The organism is Mesorhizobium sp. M0633 (assembly GCF_040320645.1).
In the GTDB taxonomy this organism is placed as follows: domain Bacteria; phylum Pseudomonadota; class Alphaproteobacteria; order Rhizobiales; family Rhizobiaceae; genus Mesorhizobium.
In genome coordinates, this window is record NZ_JAMYQC010000008.1 from 138,906 (window position 1) to 159,053 (window position 20,148).

At 63.6% G+C, this 20,148-nt stretch carries 15 protein-coding genes and 2 pseudogenes; 8 read left to right on the forward strand and 9 right to left on the reverse strand.

Going from position 1 to position 20,148, the window contains the following annotated elements; translation table 11 throughout:
- Positions 1 to 2: 2 nt before the first annotated feature.
- The 4 genes and pseudogenes from NKI47_RS11115 to NKI47_RS11130 all read right to left on the reverse strand — a co-directional run bounded on the left by NKI47_RS11115 (position 3) and on the right by NKI47_RS11130 (position 4,705).
- The gene (locus tag NKI47_RS11115) at positions 3 to 1,214 is read right to left on the reverse strand and encodes an efflux RND transporter periplasmic adaptor subunit (RefSeq protein ID WP_023678454.1); all 1,212 of its coding nucleotides are present in this window, start codon (positions 1,212 to 1,214) and stop codon (positions 3 to 5) included.
- A gap of 279 nt (positions 1,215 to 1,493) precedes the next feature.
- Positions 1,494 to 2,623: pseudogene (locus tag NKI47_RS11120) on the reverse strand (patatin-like phospholipase family protein).
- 26 nt (positions 2,624 to 2,649) lie between these two features.
- Positions 2,650 to 3,432, reverse strand: coding sequence for a 3-hydroxybutyrate dehydrogenase (locus NKI47_RS11125; protein ID WP_023678452.1), 783 nt, complete (start codon positions 3,430 to 3,432; stop codon positions 2,650 to 2,652).
- A 184-nt stretch (positions 3,433 to 3,616) separates the two neighbouring features.
- A complete protein-coding gene (locus tag NKI47_RS11130) occupies positions 3,617 to 4,705 on the reverse strand; it encodes a citrate synthase/methylcitrate synthase (protein WP_023678451.1) in 1,089 nt (362 codons plus the stop codon).
- Between the two features lie 92 nt (positions 4,706 to 4,797).
- Here NKI47_RS11130 and NKI47_RS11135 point away from each other — a divergent pair, with 92 nt between their 5' ends.
- On the forward strand, positions 4,798 to 5,946 hold the full coding sequence (locus NKI47_RS11135; protein ID WP_023678450.1) for a citrate synthase: 1,149 nt from the start codon (positions 4,798 to 4,800) through the stop codon (positions 5,944 to 5,946).
- Between the two features lie 68 nt (positions 5,947 to 6,014).
- On the opposite strand, the gene phaR is transcribed toward NKI47_RS11135, so the two are convergent.
- Positions 6,015 to 6,623, reverse strand: coding sequence for a polyhydroxyalkanoate synthesis repressor PhaR (gene phaR / locus NKI47_RS11140; RefSeq protein WP_023678449.1), 609 nt, complete (start codon positions 6,621 to 6,623; stop codon positions 6,015 to 6,017).
- Between the two features lie 278 nt (positions 6,624 to 6,901).
- On the opposite strand from phaR, the gene NKI47_RS11145 reads away from it, so the two are divergent.
- The 6 genes and pseudogenes from NKI47_RS11145 to NKI47_RS11170 all read left to right on the forward strand — a co-directional run bounded on the left by NKI47_RS11145 (position 6,902) and on the right by NKI47_RS11170 (position 14,883).
- Positions 6,902 to 8,089 carry an acetyl-CoA C-acetyltransferase gene (locus NKI47_RS11145; RefSeq protein WP_352572007.1) on the forward strand — a complete coding sequence of 396 codons (1,188 nt, stop codon included), beginning with the start codon at positions 6,902 to 6,904 and terminating at the stop codon, positions 8,087 to 8,089.
- A 94-nt stretch (positions 8,090 to 8,183) separates the two neighbouring features.
- The gene (gene phbB / locus NKI47_RS11150; protein WP_352572008.1) at positions 8,184 to 8,909 is read left to right on the forward strand and encodes an acetoacetyl-CoA reductase; all 726 of its coding nucleotides are present in this window, start codon (positions 8,184 to 8,186) and stop codon (positions 8,907 to 8,909) included.
- A 731-nt stretch (positions 8,910 to 9,640) separates the two neighbouring features.
- Positions 9,641 to 13,048 (forward strand): helicase-related protein, encoded by a 3,408-nt coding sequence (locus NKI47_RS11155; RefSeq protein WP_352589902.1) that lies wholly within the window; start codon positions 9,641 to 9,643, stop codon positions 13,046 to 13,048.
- Positions 13,049 to 13,060: 12 nt separating this feature from the next.
- Positions 13,061 to 13,446 (forward strand): annotated as a pseudogene (locus NKI47_RS11160) (RNA-binding S4 domain-containing protein).
- 148 nt (positions 13,447 to 13,594) lie between these two features.
- A complete protein-coding gene (gene fdxA / locus NKI47_RS11165) occupies positions 13,595 to 13,933 on the forward strand; it encodes a ferredoxin FdxA (RefSeq protein ID WP_023680554.1) in 339 nt (112 codons plus the stop codon).
- 368 nt (positions 13,934 to 14,301) lie between these two features.
- The gene (locus NKI47_RS11170) at positions 14,302 to 14,883 is read left to right on the forward strand and encodes a CarD family transcriptional regulator (protein ID WP_006327799.1); all 582 of its coding nucleotides are present in this window, start codon (positions 14,302 to 14,304) and stop codon (positions 14,881 to 14,883) included.
- A gap of 78 nt (positions 14,884 to 14,961) precedes the next feature.
- Here the strand turns inward: NKI47_RS11170 and NKI47_RS11175 are convergent, their stop codons facing one another.
- The 3 genes from NKI47_RS11175 to NKI47_RS11185 all read right to left on the reverse strand — a co-directional run bounded on the left by NKI47_RS11175 (position 14,962) and on the right by NKI47_RS11185 (position 17,305).
- A complete protein-coding gene (locus NKI47_RS11175; protein ID WP_352452513.1) occupies positions 14,962 to 15,732 on the reverse strand; it encodes an amino acid ABC transporter ATP-binding protein in 771 nt (256 codons plus the stop codon).
- Positions 15,729 to 16,409, reverse strand: coding sequence for an ABC transporter permease subunit (locus tag NKI47_RS11180; RefSeq protein WP_023721020.1), 681 nt, complete (start codon positions 16,407 to 16,409; stop codon positions 15,729 to 15,731). The genes NKI47_RS11175 and NKI47_RS11180 overlap by 4 nt, the downstream gene beginning before the upstream one ends.
- Positions 16,410 to 16,531: 122 nt before the next feature.
- The gene (locus tag NKI47_RS11185) at positions 16,532 to 17,305 is read right to left on the reverse strand and encodes an amino acid ABC transporter substrate-binding protein (RefSeq protein WP_023680557.1); all 774 of its coding nucleotides are present in this window, start codon (positions 17,303 to 17,305) and stop codon (positions 16,532 to 16,534) included.
- A 325-nt stretch (positions 17,306 to 17,630) separates the two neighbouring features.
- On the opposite strand from NKI47_RS11185, the gene NKI47_RS11190 reads away from it, so the two are divergent.
- Positions 17,631 to 18,488, forward strand: a complete 858-nt coding sequence (locus tag NKI47_RS11190) for an RNA polymerase factor sigma-32 (RefSeq protein ID WP_023680558.1) — start codon at positions 17,631 to 17,633, stop codon at positions 18,486 to 18,488.
- A gap of 13 nt (positions 18,489 to 18,501) precedes the next feature.
- Here NKI47_RS11190 and NKI47_RS11195 read toward each other — a convergent pair whose 3' ends face one another.
- A complete protein-coding gene (locus NKI47_RS11195; RefSeq protein ID WP_352589905.1) occupies positions 18,502 to 19,971 on the reverse strand; it encodes a M48 family metalloprotease in 1,470 nt (489 codons plus the stop codon).
- Positions 19,972 to 20,148: the final 177 nt, after the last annotated feature.

Genomic DNA, 20,148 nt, shown 5'->3' on the forward strand with positions numbered 1-20,148 from the left:
GATTACTGCGTCCCGGCCGTCGCTTCGCCCAACAGCTTTTGGATGGTCGCCTGGTCGGCTGCGACCGGCTTGACCACCTCGCCTTCCTTCACCAGCTCCTGGCCGGCGACGATGATGCGGGCGTCGGCCGCAATGCCGCCGAGCACCAGGCCGGTTGGCGTGTCGTCGACCAGATCGATCGGGAAGAACACGACCTTGTCATCCTTGTCGACGGCGCGGATGCCGAGGTCGCCCTTGTCGCCGAGCGTCACCACCGAGCGCGGCAGCATCACGGCGTCGGTCGGCTGGGCGCTGAGCGCGATTTCTGCCGTCATGCCGGCCGGTACGGACCCATCGGCATTGGGGATAGCGACTTCAACCCGAAAGGTACGGGTTGCCGAAGATGCATCCCGGCTGATGTAGCGCACCGTACCCTTGACGGTCTGGCCACTGACCAGGCGCACATTGGCTTCGTCACCGATCTTCAGATAGCCGAGATCGCGTTCGCTGACTTCGCCGCGTGCGATCACCGGATCGAGCTTGAGAATGGTCGCCACCTCGCCGCCCTGCATCACGGAACTGCCAAGCTCCACCGGCACCCGGTCGATGACGCCGTCGAAGGGCGCCTTCACCTCGTTGCGGTCGAGCTCGGCTTGCGCTGCGTCCAGTTGCGACTTGGCCAGCGTCAGGTTGGAGCGGGTTGTATCGAGCTGCAACTTGGGCAGATTGCCGGTTTTCATCAGCCGCAGGGCAGCTGCCAGCTCTGCCTCACGTTGCACGACAAGCTGCTTGGCATTGTCGACCGCCGAGATTTTTTCCTCGGCGGCAAGCATCAGGATCAGGTCGCCGGTCTTGACGTGCTGGCCCTGCTTGACCGGCAGCTTGTCGATGACGCCGGCGACGCGTGTCGCCAGGACGGCGCGCTTGTCGGCTTCGGTCAGTCCGGAAATGCGGATAGCGCGTGCATAGGTGCGCCGCGGCGGGGTTATGACCGCGACCGTGCGCAACGGCGCCTTGGGCTGTTCCGCCTCGGCAGTCCCCGGTTTGGCAGCCCCCTGTTCGCCAGCTTGGGGCTTGCCTGCGTCGGCTGCCTTGGGCTGCTCGACCTCTCCTGCCTTGGGCTTGTTGTCGGCGGACGCGCTGCCGACGGACGAGAACTCGCCTGTCGCCATCCAGCCGGCGAACCCGATGAGCACAACAATGGCTGCAAGCTTGTGAAACCTGAATTTCGGCATCGTCATTTTTCCAGTGCGCGGGGTTCGGCCAGGCCGCATCTTCTACTTGGGGCGCGTCGCCGATATGGGTGCGCGCGAGGCCGTATTCAAATTGCCGTGATCGGCGAAGCGCGCTTCTACCTCAAAGTTGCAGCGCAATATAGTCAGAAAAGTTGATGGGTTGTTGCTTTGTCCGCAAAGATGCGGCTGCAGCATCGGCTGTTGATCGCCAAAACAGCGGTATGGCAGCAAGTGTCAGGATGATTGACGGATTGCGAATGCCATCTGCTTGCGAAGCAGCTAGGCCGGACGGCGGGCGGCCTCGGGCTGCTTGCGCGCCGCAAGAAATTCCTTGACCCGCCGGCCCGGCGCCGGCCCGGTCACCGGCTTCAAGCCGTCGTCGAGTTCGCCGGACAGATCGATCGTCGGCCGCTTGCCGACGGCGTCATAATTTTCTTCCAGCCAATCACTGGCTGCGGTGCGGCCGAGGTCGCGCAGATAGGCAAGGAACGCCCATTCGGCATTGACCTTGGACGATGCCGACAGATCCTTGAACGCTTCGTCGGCATCGATGCGGTGCATGCGGATGTCGCGATATTCGCCGTGCGGCAATCGGCCGGCGGCGATCAGTTCCTTGACGAAGGCGATCGAGCGGAATTCGCGCAACAGCCCGGCATTGAAGGTGATCTCGTCGATGCGGTTCTGGATCTCATTGGCGCTCTTCGGCGTTCCCTCGCGGACCACCGGATTGATCTGCACCAAAAGCACGTCCTCGGTGGCCGCCGTCTTGAAGAACGGAACAGTGCCGGGTTGCCGCCATAACCGCCATCCCAATAGGGCACGCCCTTGATCTCGACGGCACGGAACAATTGCGGCAAGCAGGCCGACGCCATCACCGTGTCGAGGTCGATCTCGCCGTCCGAGAAGACCCGCAACTGGCCGGTCTCGACATTGGTAGCGGAAATGAACAGTTCCATCGACTTGCAGGCGCGCACATTGTCGAAATCGATCTCACGTTCGACCACGTCGCGCAGCGGATTGATGGCGAGCGGATTGGCGACATAGGGCGAAAATACCCGAGACATCGTATCGAACAGGAAATAGCCGGGCGTGTTCTCGATCGACCAATTGCCCCAGGCGACGTCCCAAGGCATGCGCTGTACCGGGCTGAAGCGGCCCTTTGCCGCCACCGCACGCCAGAAATCGTCGAGCTTCCGCCGCGCGCCCTCGACACCGCCGCGGACAAAGCCGTCGGCCAGCGCCACGGCATTCATGGCGCCGGCGCTGGTGCCCGAAACCGCCGTTATGTCGAGGCGCCCGTCCTCGAGCAGCCGATCGAGCACGCCCCAGGAAAACGCCCCGTGCGAACCGCCGCCTTGCAGCGCGACATTGATCTTCTTTGGCTCTTCCGCCTTGCCATTTTTCGGCATGGCGTGGCCCTTGACCGCTGGAAGCCTCACTGAGCGGTCCAGCCGCCATCGACAGAGATGTGCGCGCCGTTGATCTGCGCCGCCGCATCCGAGCATAGGAACACCGCGGCCGCCGCAACCTGCTCGACGGTGACGAACTCCTTGGTCGGTTGCTTTTCGAGCATTACCTCACGGACCACCGTCTCGCGGTCCATCTTGTTGGCCTTCATCTGGTCGGGGATCTGCGCCTCGACCAGCGGCGTCAACACATAGCCCGGACAAATGGCATTGCAGGTGATCTTGTCGCGCGCCAGTTCCAGGGCGACAGTCTTGGTCAAGCCCATAATGCCATGCTTGGCCGAGACATAGGCCGACTTGAACGGCGAGGCGACAAGGCCGTGGGCCGAGGCGACGTTGACGATCCGGCCGCCACCGGCCTGTTTCATCAACGGGATGGCGGCTGCGATGGTGTGGAAGGCCGATGACAGGTTAATGGCGATGATCGCATCCCACTTCTCGATCGGGAAGCTTTCCACCGGCGCGACATGCTGGATGCCGGCATTGTTGATCAGGATGTCGACCGAGCCGAATGCCTCGGCTGCCTTCGCCACCAAAGCCCGGCACTCGGCCGGCTTCGACATGTCGGCTTTGACATAGGCGGTCTTCACCTTGTGGTGCTTCGCGATCGCGTCTGCGATGGCGCGGTCGTCGGCGGTGTCGGAAAAGGAATTGACGACGACGTTGCAGCCTTCGGCCGCGAGCGCGTGGGCAATGGCCAGGCCGATGCCCGAGGTGGAACCGGTGACGATGGCGGTTTTTCTGGCGGTCAAGGCGGCTTTATTCCTTTCGAGGCGGGCTCCCGTGGAACCATGCTGCACTGCAGCATATAGGCTCTCTGTCACCCAAGAACAGCGGATGTGTGGAGCAATGACATGAAATTTTTGTCATGTAGACCTCTCTCGTCCCCTAAGAGAGGTCGTCGCCTCGTTTCGCAAAGCATGCGCTGAAAGCTCGTCAGGCGACGAGGTCCGGCACCGTCCCGATATAGCGCGACTGCGGCCGGATCAGCCGTCCGCTCGTTTGCTGCTCGCGCGCATGGGCAATCCAGCCGGCGACGCGCCCGGCAGCAAAGACATTGGTGAACGCCTCTTTCGGAAAGCCCGCCGCTTCCAGCAGGAGCGCTGTGAAGAACTCGACGTTGGTCTGGAGCGAGCGTGACGGCTTGGCGATGCGGAGCACTTCGAGCGCCGCCTGCTCCACGCTTTCGGCGAAGGCCAGCCGGTGGCCGCTTTCGCCCTCGGCGCCGAGCTGGCGCACGACGGCTTTCAGCACGTCGGCACGCGGATCGCGCACGCGATAGATGCGATGGCCGAAGCCCATGATGCGGCCGCCACGCGCGATCTCGCCACGCAGCCAGCCGGCGGCGTCGCCATGCACCTCGATCGCATCCAGCATCTCGATCACCGGACCTGGCGCGCCGCCATGCAGCGGCCCCTTGAGCGCTCCGAGCCCGGCCAGCACCGCCGAAGTAAGCCCGGCCTGCGTCGAAGCGACCACGCGCGCGGCGAAGGTCGATGCGTTGAGGCCGTGGTCGCAAACCGTCACGAGATAGGCATCGAGCGCCTTCGCCAATTTAGGCGAGGCCACAATGCCGGTCAGCATCCGCAGCATGTCGGCTGCATGATCGGCCTTGCTATCGGGCGCAATCGGGCTTTCGCCGCGCTGCAAGCGCAGCAAGGCCGGCGTCAGCACGGCAGGTGCCGCAACCAGCCGCAGCGCGTCCGACAATTTGTCACCATCCGGCAGCAGGGCAATACCGGCGCGCATCGCGCTGTAGATATCGACGGATGCGAGAAACGGCAGCAAGGGTTTGATCTGCTCGAACACTTCGCTGCGCGCCCGACCGATCGCGTTCGCCAGCTCCCTGCCGTCGGGAAGATCGTCGAAAAAGCCGTCGAACAGCAGATGAACCACCTCGGCGTATTTCCAGCGGCCTGCCAGTTCGGGCAACGAATGGCCCCGGATGGTCAGGCGGCCACCAAGACCGTCAACATCGGAGAGCACCGTTTCCGCCGCCACCACATCATCGAGCCCATTCGCCATTGGTTTTCTCCTTGACCCTTTCCGGGTGGAAGATAAGGGTTGGTGACTGGACCATCAATCTTGATCAACGGAATCAACATGACAAGGCTGACATGACGGAGTGGCTGACGCGGGACGAAGCCCTGGAGCGTCTCAAGGTGCGAGCCCAGACCCTCTATGCCTATGTCAGCCGCGGACGCATCGGCGTGCGGCCGGACCGGGCGGATCCACGCCGCAGCCAGTATCGCGCCGACGATATCGCGGCGCTGGCGAGCCGCCGGGCTCGTGGCCGAAATCCCCAGGCAATCGCCGAAAGTGCAATTGCCTGGGGTGAGCCGGCGATCGCCACCACGATCTCGACCGTTTTGCATGGCCGCCTTGTCTATCGCGGCCAGGATGCGGTTGCTCTCTGCGAGGCTGCCACGCTGGAGCAGACGGCAAACCTGCTTTGGGCATCTGGCGCACCAGTGTCGTTCGTCTCGGCGAGCCGCCATGGCAACGGCGCAACTGGCCGGCCGGCTGCCTTCGCGGAATTGGCCGCGTTGGCGGCCAACGGCCGGCCTTCGCTCGGCCGAAGATCGGCTTCGCTCAACCACGATGCGGCCGGCGCCATCGCCGCTTTGGCCCAGGCGCTCGGCGCGATTCCCGGAACTGGTGCCGTGCACGAAAGGCTGGCGCAGGGATGGTCGCTTGATGCGGCCGGCGCAGACTTGATCCGCCGCTCGCTCGTGCTGTTGGCCGATCACGAATTGAACGCATCGACCTTCGCCGCACGGGTCGCCGCGTCCACCGGCGCACCTGTTTCGGCCTGCCTGCTTGCCGGCCTCGCCACGCTCTCCGGGCCGCGTCATGGCGGCGCCGCGGAGGCGGTCATGATGCTGGCGGAGGATGCGCAGAGATTGGGGCCGGATGCGGCTGTCGGACGCTGGCTCGGTCACGACAGGCCGCTGCCCGGATTTGGCCATCCGCTTTATCCCGACGGCGATCCGCGTGCGGAACCGTTGCTGGCCGCGATAGATGTCGATGATGGGCTGTTACGGCTTTGCGATGTGGCCTTTGCGGCAACGGGCATGCGCCCGAACGTCGATTTCGCCTTGGCTGCGCTGACGCGCGGCCTCCGTTTGCCGTCCGATGCGCCGTTCCGCCTGTTCGCACTCGGCCGCAGCGTCGGCTGGGCCGCGCATGCCGTGGAGCAGGTGACGAGCAACGGCCTGATCCGGCCACGCGCCCGCTACCAGGGACCGCTGCCGGAGCAGCTCTAGCCGCGCTGCTTGCGAAGTCTCAGCGGCACCTGAAGAGAGGTTCGACGCTGCACTTCGCCAGCCGGCAGTCAGGACATCGTGTCGAGCTTACGCTGCATCGCGGCGATCTGCTCCTTCAGCTCCTGGAGGTCGTCGGGTTTTTCCGGCGTTTCCTTCCTGGCCGGTTCGGCCGGCGCTGCTGCCGGCGCCGAGCCCGCGGGCGGGAACGGCGTGAACAGCCGCATGGCGTTCTGGAACATTTCCATGTTGCGCCGCGTCTGCTCCTCCAGCACCTTGATTGGTGTCGCGATCTTCATCATGTCCATCGGCGACTTGCCGAGCGCATCTTTCATCTGCTCGCGAAAGCGTTCCTGCTCCTTAGAGAAGGCCAGCATCGACTGCTCGAGAAAGCTCGGCACGATCATCTGCATCTGGTCGCCGTAATAGGCGATGAGCTGACGCAGGAACGGGATCGGCAGCATGTTCTGCCCGTCCTTGTTCTCCAGCTCGAAGATGATCTGGGTCAGTACCGGATGCGTGATGTCGTCACCGGTCTTGGCGTCCTGGACAGTAAAGTCCTCGCCTCTTTTGACCATTTCAGCGAGATCCTCGAGCGTCACATAGGTGCTGGTGCCCGTATTGTAGAGACGGCGATTGGCATATTTCTTGATAACAATAGGTTCGTCTTTTGCGGCCATCTGCATCCTCCCCGGACACCGGGCAGCTTAAGTAAGCCGCCGGTAACGATTGCGCCTTTTTAAAGGATATGCGCAAAAGCGTCATGAATCCAAGCAGTTTGTGCAGTGCGGGACCATTTTATGCTGCGCAGCACGGATGGGCCGTCATCGCAGCGACGCGCGGCCTGCTTGCCGCGGAGGAACGCCATGCCCATTTCGGGTTTGACTCGGGTTGTGGAAAGGGCAAGAAAAGTCCCCGACGGCACCCGAAATCGTTCCCCGAAAGCCTGGAGAAGAATATGTCCGCTTCCAACGCCATCGTTGTCGCCAGTGCAGCGCGCACGCCCGTCGGCTCCTTCAACGGCGCCTTCGCCAACACCCCAGCCCATGAATTGGGTGCCGTCGCCGTCAGGGAAGCGCTGGTCCGTGCCGGCGTCGACGGCAAGGAGGTGGACGAGGTCATCCTCGGCCAGATCCTGACCGCGGCTCAAGGGCAGAACCCGGCGCGGCAGGCGGCAATGGCTGCCGGCGTACCGCAGGAGGCGACCTCCTGGGGCCTGAACCAGCTCTGCGGCTCGGGCTTGCGCGCCATCGCGCTCGGCATGCAGCAGATCGCCCAGGGCGACGCGAGGATCATCGTTGCCGGCGGCCAGGAATCGATGTCGATGGCTCCGCATGCACAGCATCTGCGCGGTGGCGTCAAGATGGGCGATTTCAAGCTGATCGACACCATGATCAAGGACGGCCTGACCGATGCCTTCTATGGCTATCATATGGGCAACACCGCTGAGAACGTCGCCCGCCAGTTCCAGATCACCCGCGACGACCAGGACCAGTTCGCACTGGCTTCCCAGAACAAGGCCGAGGCCGCGCAGAAAGCCGGGAAATTCAAGGACGAGATCGTTGCCTTTACAGTCAAGGGCAGGAAGGGCGACACTGTAGTCGACCAGGATGAATACATCCGCCACGGCGCGACAATCGATGCCATGACCAAGCTCAAGCCCGCCTTCGATAAGGAAGGCACGGTGACTGCTGCCAATGCTTCCGGCATCAACGACGGTGCCGCCGCCGTGGTGCTGATGACCGAAGCGGAAGCCGCAAGGCGCGGCATCACACCGCTGGTGCGTATCGTTTCCTGGGCGACCGCCGGTGTCGACCCGCAGATCATGGGGACGGGACCGATCCCCTCCTCGCGCAAGGCGCTGGCCAAGGCCGGCTGGTCGGTCGGCGACCTCGATCTGGTCGAAGCCAACGAGGCCTTTGCCGCGCAGGCCTGCGCCGTCAACAAGGACATGGGCTGGGATCCGGCCATCGTCAACGTCAATGGCGGCGCCATCGCCATCGGCCATCCGGTCGGCGCCTCGGGCGCCCGCATCTTCAACACGCTGGTCTACGAGATGCGCCGCAGAAGTGCCAAGAAAGGCCTTGCCACGCTGTGCATCGGCGGCGGCATGGGTGTTGCCATGTGCGTGGAAGCAATGGGATGAATGGCAAATTGTGAATGGTGAATGGTGAATGGAAGATCGGAGGGCTTACGCAATAACCATTCACCATTCACCATTCACTCTGGGAGGGAAACGCATGACAAAGGTTGCAATCGTCACAGGCGGGTCGCGCGGCATCGGCGCGGCGATATCGGTCGCCTTGAAAAGCGCCGGCTATTCGGTCGCCGCAAACTACGCCGGCAATGAGGAAGCGGCGGCAAAGTTCAAGGCCGCGACCGGCATCCCGGTCTATAGATGGTCGGTCGCCGACTACGAGGCCTGCGCCGCCGGCATCAAACAGATCGAAGCCGATCTCGGTCCCGTCTCGGTGCTGGTCAACAATGCCGGCATCACTCGCGACGCGATGTTCCACAAGATGACGCGCGAGCAATGGAAAGAGGTCCTCGACACCAACCTTTCCGGCGTCTTCAACATGACGCATCCGTTGTGGGGCGGCATGCGCGACCGCAAGTTCGGTCGCATCATCACCATCTCCTCGATCAACGGCCAGAAAGGCCAGGCCGGCCAGGTCAATTATTCGGCCTCGAAGGCCGGCGATATCGGCTTCACCAAGGCACTGGCCCAGGAAGGCGCGCGCGCCGGCATCACCGTCAACGTCATTTGCCCCGGGTACATCGCCACCGAGATGGTCAAGGCAATGGACGAGAAGGTCCTCAACGAGCGCGTCATCCCGCACATCCCGGTCGGCCGTCTCGGCGAGCCGGAGGAAATCGCGCGCTGCGTCGTCTTCCTCGCTTCCGACGATGCCGGTTTCATCACCGGCTCGACCATATCAGCCAATGGCGGCCAGTACATCGCCTGATCGTTTATCTTTACGTTGAGACAGATACGCGCTTGGACGAACGGGCCTGCAAAACGGCCCGTTTCTATAGCGGTCTTCCCGTTGCAAGATCTCGATGCAGCACGCTGCCCCAATCCGGCACGCAAAGGTTAACGGCAAACTCGCAGCCTGTGCAAAAACCGCCCGGCAGCCTGTGGATTCTAGGTGGAAAAGCTGTTCACAACACAACATGCTGCGGTGAACAAACCAAGAAACTTCGGCTATCTCTGATTCGTCGCCGATTCGTTCCGGCTTTGAGCGGAACGTTAACGGCGAGAGCTGAAAACACCCTCGAAATGATTAAAGCGCGTTAGGAAACATCAATAATTTCATAATGTTGTGCGAAGCAGATTGGCCAGCCACGACCATTCACCGGCAGAGGTTAACCGCAGTGCTCGCGTGGATGCCGCCTGCATAAATCGGGCCAGTTTCCGTGATTCAGCATGTGGTGAGGTACGCCGACAGAAAACCCAGATGTAGCCGTGAACAAACCCTGAATCAGCGTGAGTCAGTGATTCGTCGCTGATTCGTTCCAGACTCGTTCCAACTGTTAATCGGGAACAGATTTTCTGGCTTCGAACCAACCAATCGGCCTGCCCTCGGCATATTCCGCTTTCGCTTCGTGCCCGAAATCCCTATGTGTCGCCTGTCATACGCGGCCAATATGGGCGCGCTCCCGACAATGCGAGGCAGAGAGCCTTATTTCCAGGCCGATGAACATCTATCCGAAACACACTGAACCGCTGATCCTGTCGGGTCGAGACGTGACGGCCGTGGTCGGCCCGACCAACACCGGCAAGACCCACCTCGCCATCGAACGCATGGTGGCGCACGAAAGCGGCGTCATCGGCCTGCCGCTCAGGCTGCTTGCCCGCGAGGTCTATACGCGCGTCTGCGAGAAGGTCGGCGCCCATAAGGTTGCGCTCATCACCGGCGAGGAAAAGATCCAGCCGGCTGGCGCGAAATACTCGGTCTGCACCGTGGAAGCGATGCCGCGCGAGACCGACGCCGCCTTCGTTGCCATCGACGAGGTCCAGCTCGCCGGCGATCTCGAACGCGGCCACATCTTCACCGATCGCATCCTGCATCTACGCGGCCGCCAGGAGACGCTGCTGCTGGGTGCGGCCACCATGCACGGCATCCTGCAGCGCCTGCTGCGGGGCGTGTCGGTGGTGACCCGGCCACGCCTGTCGCATCTTGCCTATGTCGGCTCGAAGAAGCTGACCCGCCTGCCGCGGCGCACCGCGATCGTCGCCTTCTCGGCCGACGAGGTCTATGCCATCGCCGAGCTGATCCGCCGCCAGCAGGGCGGTGCCGCCGTCGTGCTCGGCGCACTCAGCCCGCGCACCCGCAACGCCCAGGTGGCGCTGTTCCAGTCGGGCGACGTCGACTACCTCGTCGCCACCGACGCCATCGGCATGGGCCTCAACCTCGACCTCGACCACGTCGCCTTCGCCCAGAACCGCAAATTCGACGGCTACCAGTACCGCAACCTGACGGCGGCCGAGCTCGGCCAGATTGCCGGCCGGGCCGGCCGGCATCTGCGCGACGGCACCTTCGGCGTCACCGGCCAGGTCGATCCGCTGGATGATGAACTGGTCAACAAGATCGAGGCGCATGATTTCGATCCGGTGAAAGTGCTGCAGTGGCGTACCGCGCATTTCGATTTCGCCAACCTCGATGCGCTGAAGCGCTCGATCGAGACCAACGCCCCGGTCGAAGGCCTGACGCGCGCGCTGCCGGCAGTAGACGCGCAGGCGCTCGAGCATCTGTCGCGCGACGAGGACGTCCGGGCACTCACCACCGATGCCAGACGCGTGGCGCTGCTGTGGGAAGCCTGCGCGCTGCCCGACTACAGGAAGATCGCGCCGGCCCAGCACGCCGACTTGATCGCCTCCATCTACATGGACCTTGCCAGGCACGGCCATGTCGACGAGAACTACATGGCCGAGCAGGTGCGCCGTGCCGACACCACCGAAGGCGACATCGACACGCTATCGCACAGGATTGCCCAGATCCGCACATGGACCTTCGTCTCCAACCGGCCCGGCTGGCTGGCCGATCGGGCACACTGGCAGGAAAAGACGCGCGAAATCGAAGACAGATTGTCGGATGCGCTGCATGAGCGGTTGACGAAACGTTTTGTAGACCGCAGGACTTCCGTCCTCATGCGGCGCCTTAGAGAAAACACGATGCCTGAAGCCGAAATCAGCCCAACCGGAACCGTCCTCGTCGAAGGCCATCACGTCGGCGAGCTGCAGGGTTTCCGCTTCACCGCCGACCAGAGCGCCGGCGGCGAGGATGCCAAGGCGGTGCGGGCGGCGGCGCAGAAGGCGCTTGCCGCCGAGTTCGAAGCGCGGGCCGAGCGGTTCGGCGCCTCTGCCAATGGCGACATTGCGCTGGGTTCGGATGGCACGCTGCGCTGGATCGGCGCACCGATCGGCACGCTGGTTGCCGGCGAAGACGCTTTGAAGCCGCGTCTCGTTCTGCTCGCCGACGAGCAACTCACCGGCCCGGCACGCGACAAGGTTGCGGCGCGCGCCGAGCGCTTCGTCAACTTCCAGATCGAATCCCTGCTGAAGCCGCTGGTCGACCTCAAGAATGCGGAGCAGATCACCGGCATCGGCCGCGGCATTGCTTTCCAGCTCGTCGAGCATTTCGGCCTCATCAACCGTCGCGACATCGCCGACGAGATGAAATCCCTCGACCAGGAAGGCCGCGCGGCGCTTCGCCGTCTCGGAGTGCGCTTCGGCGCCTACCATGTCTTCGTGCCGGCGCTGATCAAACCGGCGCCGGCGGGGCTGATAACGCTGCTGTGGGCGCTGAGAAACGACGGCAAGGACAAGCCCGGCTTCGGCGATGTCGTTCACGCACTGGCCTCCGGCCGCACCTCGGTGGTCATCGATCCGACCTTCGACAAGACCTTCTACAAGCTTGCCGGCTACCGCAATCTTGGCCGGCGTGCTGTACGCGTCGATATTCTCGAACGGCTGGCCGACCTGATCCGGCCGGCGACCAACTGGAAGCCGGGCCTCGGCCCTCGCCCCGACGGCGCCTATGACGGTCAGTCCTTCATGGTGACGCCGCCGATGATGTCGATTCTCGGCGCCACCGCCGACGACATGGAAGAAATCCTGAAGGGACTCGGCTATCGCGCCGATGCCAAACCGGCGGCCGAGGTCAAGGCGCGGCTCGAAGCACAGGACAATGCCGCGCGTGAAGCTGCCGCTGCAAAGCAGGCGGCGGAAGAGGCTGCGCGAGTCGAGCAGGCGAGGATGGCGGAAGCATCTGCCGCGGCAGAGCCGCCGGCGGAGGCTTCGGAACCTGTGTCGGATGCGGCTCCTGTTGCGGAGGCGGCGGCCGAAGCTGTGACCGAAGCGACGGCAGAGCCTGTCGCGGAAGCTCCAGCCCCTGAAGCTGCGGCAGAAGTCACGCAAGAGACCCGGCCCGCCGCGGAGGCGACTGCTGAAGCGCCTGCGGAACCAGCGGCCGAGCCAAGGGCGGAACTTGGGGCGGAAACTGAGGCTGCGGCATCGGCAGAACCGCCGGTTTCCGACACTACGGAAGCATCGCCGGCCGAACCTGCAGCGACGGCGGAAGCCGTCTCCGGCGAAGCTGCTCCAGAAGCGGAGGAGCCAAAACCTGTCCTGTTATGGCGGCAGGGTCGTTTCGACCAGCGCCCGCGTCATCGCCAGCATGACAACCGCCCCCGGGACAATCATCGGGACAATCGCGCGCGCAATGGTCAAGCTGGGCCGGACAGCCGCAGCGATGCGCCGGCAGATGCCGGCGGGCAACCGACGCCGGGCGACCGGCCCGCCCGTCAGGGGCGCCACGACCAGCGCGACGGCGCCGGCAAGCCGCGCTTCGATCGCAGCAAGTTCAAGCCCAGGCCGCAAGGCGAGGCGGCAGAACAGCGCGCCGGCAAGCCGCAAGGTGAACGCCCGGACCGGCGCGAAAACCGGCCCGACTGGAAGGCTGGCCGACAGGACGGCAAAGGCGGCGCCCAAGGCGCAAAGCCCGCCTTCCAGCCAAAGCCGCGTGAGGAACGCCCGGTCCGCTTCGATCCGGACTCGCCCTTCGCCAAGCTCGCCGCGTTGCGCGACCAGCTGAAGAAGTAGGCTGCTCGTCCAATGGTCACTGATGCCCGCCAGCGCATCGACAAGTGGCTGTTCTTCTCGCGCGCGGTAAAATCGCGCACGCTGGCAGCCAAGCTGGTCGTCGCCGGACGCGTCCGCATCAATCGCGACAAAGCAGCGCAGGCCTCCGATACGGTCCGGCCGGGCGACGTTTTGACCATCACGCTGGAGCGGCGGATCTTCGTCTGGAAAGTCCTTGGCACCGGCGTACGGCGTGGCCCGGCCGAAGAGGCCCGCCTGCTCTACGAGGACATGTCGCCGCCCCCGCGCCCAAGGGCGAGGCGCTTCCGGATGCGGTGCCGCCGTTGCGCGAGGCCGGCAGCGGTCGCCCGACGAAGAAGGAACGCCGCCAGACCGACCACCTGCTCGGCGACGATTGAGCAAGGTCGAACGCCCGCTTTGCCGGCCTTCCGGAATTCCATTCCGGAAACCGCGGCACCGCTGGCAGGGGCCGCCCTTGCCACCAGCGGACAAAGGCGTTACCTCACCAAAAAAGCCCAATAAAATGGGACGTCCCGGAGCCGACCAATGACCTATGTCGTGACCGACAATTGCATAAAATGCAAATACATGGACTGCATCGAGGTCTGTCCGGTCGACTGCTTCTACGAAGGTGAGAACATGCTCGTCATCCACCCGGACGAGTGCATCGATTGCGGCGTCTGTGAACCGGAATGCCCGGCCGACGCGATCAAGCCCGACACCGAGTCGGGCCTCGACAAATGGCTGCAGATCAACACCGAATATGCCGACAAATGGCCCAACATCACCGCCAAGAAGGAGCCGCCGGCCGACGCTAAAAATTTCGATGGCGAAACTGGCAAGTTCGAGAAATATTTCTCCGCCGAGCCCGGCGAAGGCGACTGACGAGCCTGCCGGCTGCGGCGGCCTGACGCCGCGTAACAGACGTGATACATTAACTGCCTTGACAGGCGGCGACGGCGCGTGGCCTTCGCGCGTGCAGCAAAACCTTGATTCTTCCGACTTTTTGTGTTATATCAACCAAACATGCCGGTGACACAACGTCGATTTATGGCGCAAACGCCCCAAATCACTGAAAGGTGAATTTCTCAATCCGGACCAGAGCGATCTGGGGCAGGCGGTCGCAATGTTGCGATTTGCCGGTCCTGGCCTTTCCGGTGAGTTCATCGTTGTGTGGCTAAGGACCGGTCACCCCGGTCGCACGAGTTCGGGCCGGCACGATGCCGGTACCACAACAAGGAGTTCAGGGCGTAATGGCAACGATCACCCCGCAGAAGAAGTCCACCGCAGCGCGCCACGGTTTCAAGACCGGCGAGTACATCGTCTATCCGGCGCATGGTGTCGGCCAGATCGTCTCGATCGATGAGCAGGAAGTCGCGGGCCACAAGCTGGAGCTGTTCGTCATCGACTTCCAGAAGGACAAGATGCGCCTCAAGGTGCCGGTCGCCAAGGCGACCTCGATCGGCATGCGCAAGCTGTCGGAAGAGGATTATGTCGAGCGCGCGCTGAAGGTCGTGCAGGGCCGCGCCCGCGTCAAGCGCACCATGTGGTCACGCCGCGCCCAGGAATATGATGCCAAGATCAACTCCGGCGATCTGATCTCGATCTCGGAAGTGGTGCGCGACCTTTACCGCGCCGATAACCAGCCGGAGCAGTCCTATTCCGAGCGCCAGCTCTACGAGGCGGCGCTTGACCGCATGGCCCGCGAGATCGCGGCCGTCAACCGCATGTCGGAGACCGAAGCGGTGCGCCTCATCGAGGTGAACCTCAACAAGGGCCCGAAGCGCGGCGCCAAGGCCGACAACGAGGAAGCCGAGCAGGAAGAAGCCGCCTGAGCTTTTTTGCTTTCGAATTCAGAAAAACCCGGCCTTGCGCCGGGTTTTTTTGTCTTAGCTGACCGGCGACGGGCATATCTAACCTTCGCCGCCCTCCCTTTCCGCCTCGTGCTTCAGCGTGGCAATGAACCGCTTGGTCCGCTGGCGTTCCGGGTTGCTGAACAGCACCGCGGCCGGGCCTTGTTCGACGATGTTGCCGGCATCGAGGAACACCACTTCCCGCGCGATCTTGGAGGCGAGCCGCAGGTCATGCGTCGCCATCACCATGGTCGTGCCCTCGCTGGCGAGCTTGCCGAGCACGTCGACCACCTCCTGCGCCAGTTCCGGATCGAGTGCCGAGGTCGGCTCGTCGCAGAGCAGGACCTTCGGCGAAGGCGCCAGCGCCCGGGCAATCGCCACGCGCTGCTGCTGGCCACCTGACAGCGTCGCCGGCCAGGCGTCGGCCTTGTGCGCCATGCCGACCTTTTCGAGCAGGGCCAGCGCCCGTTCGCGCGCCCTTTCCTTGGGCCATTTCAGCACCGTCACCAGCCCCTCCATGATGTTCTCGATCGCGGTGCGATGCGGAAACAACTGGAAATTCTGGAACACCATGCCGGTCTGCAGCCGCAGTCGCTGGATATCCCTGGTCGAGACCCTGCCGCCGGGGTGGAATTCGAGTGCATCGTCGCCGATCCGTACCGTGCCTGAAGTCGGCAGCTCGAGCAGGTTGATGCAGCGCAAAAGCGTGCTCTTCCCTCCGCCCGACGGCCCGACAAGCGCCGTAACGCTGCCTTCCTCGATGGTGACGGTCACGCCCTTCAGCACCAAATTGTCGCCGAAACGCTTTTCGATGTTGGTGAGGCCGATCATGCGCGCGCCTCCAGGAAGCCGCCATAACGGTTGAGCCGCGTTTCCAGCCGCGCCTGCAAGGCCGACAGCACGGAGCTCATGACCAGATAGAGGGCCGCTGCCTCGACATAGAGGATCAGCGGCTCATAGGTGGTGGCGACGATGCGCTGCGCTGCCTGGAACATCTCCGGCACAGTGATGGCGGCGGCGAGCGAAGTGTCCTTGACCAGCGAGATGAAGGTGTTGGACAGCGGCGGCACGGCGACGCGCCCCGCCTGTGGAAGAATGGTGCGCCGCATTGCCTGGGCCCAGGTCATGCCGATCGAATAGGCCGCTTCCCACTGGCCCTTGGGCACCGAACCGATGACGGCGCGGATGATTTCCGACGAATAAGCACCGATGTTCAAGGTGAAGCCGATCAGTGCTGCCGGAAAGGCGTCGAGCAGGATGCCGACCGATGGCAGGCCGTAGAAGATAAGGAACAGTTGCACGAGAAGCGGCGTGCCGCGGAATATCCAGACGTAGAAGCGGACCACAGCGACCAGCGGTTTGGGGCCGAACAGCCGGACAAGCGCCACAACCAGGCCTAGGACAAGACCGAATGCAAACGACAGCAGCGTCAACGGCACGGTGAAGATCAGTGCAGCCCACAGCAGCGTAGGCAGGGATTCCAGCATCAATTGCAGCCAGTGCGGCACGAAGGCTCCTCCTTGCCAGATTGCCGTCGCTCATATCACGCGAAAGCGGCGGGCCGTCAAAAGACAGCTCGCCGCGATATGAACGACGCGGGCCGGCATTCGGCCCACACGAGAAAAGCCGGTTACTTCGAAACGTCCTGGCCGAAATAGGTGTCGGCGATTTTCTGGTAGGTGCCGTCGGCCTTGATGTCGGCCAGCGCCTTATTGATGGCGGCCACCAGTTCCGGATCGCCCTTGCGTACGATGACGCCGGAATAGTCGGCGTTTTCTTCCTGCGCGGCAATCTTCACATTGGCGTCGGGCTTGTGCTTCTTGAAGTCGAGGAAGGACAGGCTGTCGTTGATGGTGGCGTCGGCGCGGCCGGTAAGAAGCAGCTGGATCGACTGGTCGAAGCCGTCGGTGCCGACGAGTTCGGCGCCGTTGGTTTCAGCCAGCTTGCCGAAGTTCGAAGTCAACGACTGCGCCGCCTTCTTGCCCTTGAGATCGGCGAAACCCTTGATGTCGGTGTTGTCGCCGCGCACGATCAGCACTGCCTTGGAGGCGATGTAAGGATCGGAGAAATCATATTTGGCCTTGCGCGCCTCGGTGATGCCGACCTCGTTGATGACGGCATCGTAGCGGTTGGCGTCGAGACCGGCGATCAGCCCGTCCCATTTGCCTTCGAGGAACTGGGCCTTGACGCCGAGGCGCTCGGCGATGGCCCGCGCGATCTCGACGTCGAAGCCGACCAGCGCGCCGGAAGCATCATGATAGGTGAAGGGCGCATAGGTTCCTTCCGTGCCGACCTTGAAGACGCCGGCCTGCTTGATCTGGTCGAGATTGGCGCCGGCATGACTGGCGGCGACGGCCAGAACCTGCAGCGTTCCGGCGATAATGAGCGATTTGAGCCATTTCATTTTTCTGTGATCCCGTCCTTGGCCGATGTCCGGCGTCATTGCGAGTGCCGAAAAATGACAGATGCGCGATGCCAGAATAAGAAACTAAATTTCAAAAATCTCGCGCCCTTGAAATCCAATTCTCAACCAGCATCTCCCGGCGCCATCCGGCTGAGTCAAGGCCGGTGGCGAATCGCCTGGAACAGCGCAATCGACATGACAGTCCGGGGGAACATTCCCCCGCATGGCACGTTCTTCGCTGTTGTAGGGCGCGGCGCCGCCATTTCAACCATCGGCGCCAACTCACGATTCGATCGCACCGCAACGCCTGGAGCAGGAGCGCGGCATGATGGAAGACAGTGCAGGACGGACCATGGTTCGCGCAGCGATGAAAGCCCCTTATCTGGAACGTGACGAAGAGCATCTCCTGGCGCTGCGCTGGAAGGAAAACAATGACCAGCACGCGCTGCACCGCATCACCGTCGCGCATATGCGGTTGGTCATTTCCATGGCGTCGCGGTTTCGCCACTACGGCCTTCCGCTGGGCGACCTTATCCAGGAAGGCCATGTCGGGCTGCTGGAGGCAGCGGCCCGTTTCGAGCCCGAGCGCGAGGTGCGGTTCTCGACCTACGCGACTTGGTGGATTCGCGCCTCGATGCAGGACTATATCCTGCGCAACTGGTCGATCGTGCGCGGCGGCACTAGCTCGGCGCAAAAGGCGCTGTTCTTCAACCTGCGGCGTCTGCGCGCCCGCCTGGCAAACGGCGCCGAGCAGATGTCGAATGCCACGCTCTACCGCGAAGTGTCGGCGGCTCTCGGGGTATCGGAGGCCGATGTGGCGATGATGGATTCCCGCCTTTCGGCGCCGGACAGCTCGCTCAACACGCCGCTAGCCGACGATGCGGGCGCAACCGAGCGGATGGAGTTCCTGGTTTCGGATGACCCGCTGCCCGATGAGGTCGTCGGCGATACGATCGACGTCGAACGCCGTTCGGTCTGGCTGAAGACGGCGCTCGGCGCGCTCAATGCGCGAGAACTCAGGATTATCGAGGAGCGCCGGCTGAGCGACGAGGGCGCGACGCTCGAAGCGCTCGGCGAGACGCTCGGCATCTCCAAGGAACGTGTCCGGCAGATCGAGGCGCGCGCCATGGAAAAGCTCAAGGCGGCGCTGGTAAAGCAGAATCCGGAATTTCTCGCAGCCTGAATCGCGTCGGCTGCTATTTGTCGGTGACGATCTTGACCTTGTCGCCGGCCGAAACCGCGGCACCCGGCGACAGCGCGTTGAGCACCCTGAACAAATCCAGCTTGCGGTCGACGCCGACCATCTGTGCGGCCAGGGAGCCCATTGTCTGGCCGGGCTGCACCGTGACGATGCGGATACGCAGTGGCTTCAGTGCTGCCTTCTCGGCAGCACTCAGGATGCGGAACGAGCCGCTGACCGAGCGCGCCACCGTGCTCAGCGAGGTGCTGGCCGAAGGTGCCGCGGTCAGCAAGCGGTAGACTTGGCCGCCGGCGCGGATCACCGCAATATCGAATTGCCAGCCGTCGGCGCCGGCATGCGCGGTTGCCGCTTCGTTGCCGTTGATCGTCTCCTGGCGCACGCTGCTGTCGTCGAGGCCGGCAACCCAGCCGCTGCGGATGTAGTCGGTCAGCGAGCGGTTCTTGTCGATCGAAACGCCGTCGAAGCGGATCGCCATGTCGCCCGGGCCGGTCGCCGTCACCGCCGCCGCCGAATTGTCGATGACGAAGCCGTTGGGCACCGAGAACGACACGCCGAGGCCAGGGTGCAGGAAGGTTTCGCCGCGCACATAGCCTTCCTCCGGCGTGTCGCCGTAAAGCAGCCCGTCTACGCCGGCAAGAAATGAATCGCGGTCGCGCGACCCGACACCGGGCGCGCCGAACTGGCGGGCGTGGCGCTGCGCGAGGTCTATACGCTGCGGCGTGTTGGGGTGCGTCGCCAGGAAGTCGAGGCTGGCGTCGGTGGCGCCGCTGATCGAGCGGAAATCGGTATAGGCCGACATCGACTGCAGGAAGCGGCCGGCGGCGTAGGGGTCGAAACCGGCTTCGCCGATCGACTTGATGCCGATGGCGTCGGCCTCCAGCTCCTGATTGCGCGAGAACTGGGCCAGCCTCAGCTTGCCGCGGATCAGCGCCGCCTTGGCCGTCGGGTTGTCGCCGAGCACGTCCGAAACGACCTTGGTCGCCAACCCCTCCTCGGCTTCCAGCTGCTGCCGCTGCAGGCCGTGGTTGGCCGTAACGTGGCCCATCTCATGCGCAATGACGGCGGCAAGCTCGGCTGAATCGTTGGCCAACGCAAGCAGGCCGCGGGTGATGTAGAGATAACCCCCCGGCAGCGCGAAGGCATTGACGTTGGGCGAGTTGAGGATGGTGATGCGGTAGGTCTGGGTTGGGTTGGCCGACACCACGGTCAGTCTGCCGACGATCTTGGCCACCATGCGCTCGAGCTTGGGGTCGGAATACTCGCCGCCATAGGTGGCGAGGATGCGCGGGTGCTGCGCCTTCGCCAGTTGGGCGAGCTTGCCGTTGGCGGCGACATTGTCGACCGTGATCGGCTTGTCGGAGGGCTGGAAGCCTGATTCCTGCACGTCGGGAGGCGTGAACATCTGGCAGCTTGCCAGCGCCACGGCGAGACCGGCCAGCGCCAGAAAACGCGCCAGCGGGTTCACCCTCCGATTGTCGATGCCGGTCGGCAGATCGGCTTCCTTTCAAGTCCTGGCACGTGACCGCGAAAATCGGGCGCGATTTCCGGAAAGCATCACGCGCAAAATCAAGTGCTACGGCGTCCTTCGTGCGTCCGACAGATACGAGGCAGCAAGGGCAAATCACGGTCTAGGCCGGACCAG

Coding starts and splice junctions, on each gene's coding strand:
- NKI47_RS11115 (WP_023678454.1), bottom strand. CDS start 1,214: ATGCCGAAATTCAGGTTTCACAAGCTTGCAGCCATTGTTGTGCTCATC.
- NKI47_RS11130 (WP_023678451.1), bottom strand. CDS start 4,705: ATGGCGAATGGGCTCGATGATGTGGTGGCGGCGGAAACGGTGCTCTCC.
- NKI47_RS11135 (WP_023678450.1), top strand. CDS start 4,798: ATGACGGAGTGGCTGACGCGGGACGAAGCCCTGGAGCGTCTCAAGGTG.
- phaR (WP_023678449.1), bottom strand. CDS start 6,623: ATGGCCGCAAAAGACGAACCTATTGTTATCAAGAAATATGCCAATCGC.
- NKI47_RS11145 (WP_352572007.1), top strand. CDS start 6,902: ATGTCCGCTTCCAACGCCATCGTTGTCGCCAGTGCAGCGCGCACGCCC.
- phbB (WP_352572008.1), top strand. CDS start 8,184: ATGACAAAGGTTGCAATCGTCACAGGCGGGTCGCGCGGCATCGGCGCG.
- NKI47_RS11155 (WP_352589902.1), top strand. CDS start 9,641: ATGAACATCTATCCGAAACACACTGAACCGCTGATCCTGTCGGGTCGA.
- fdxA (WP_023680554.1), top strand. CDS start 13,595: ATGACCTATGTCGTGACCGACAATTGCATAAAATGCAAATACATGGAC.
- NKI47_RS11170 (WP_006327799.1), top strand. CDS start 14,302: ATGGCAACGATCACCCCGCAGAAGAAGTCCACCGCAGCGCGCCACGGT.
- NKI47_RS11175 (WP_352452513.1), bottom strand. CDS start 15,732: ATGATCGGCCTCACCAACATCGAAAAGCGTTTCGGCGACAATTTGGTG.
- NKI47_RS11185 (WP_023680557.1), bottom strand. CDS start 17,305: ATGAAATGGCTCAAATCGCTCATTATCGCCGGAACGCTGCAGGTTCTG.
- NKI47_RS11190 (WP_023680558.1), top strand. CDS start 17,631: ATGATGGAAGACAGTGCAGGACGGACCATGGTTCGCGCAGCGATGAAA.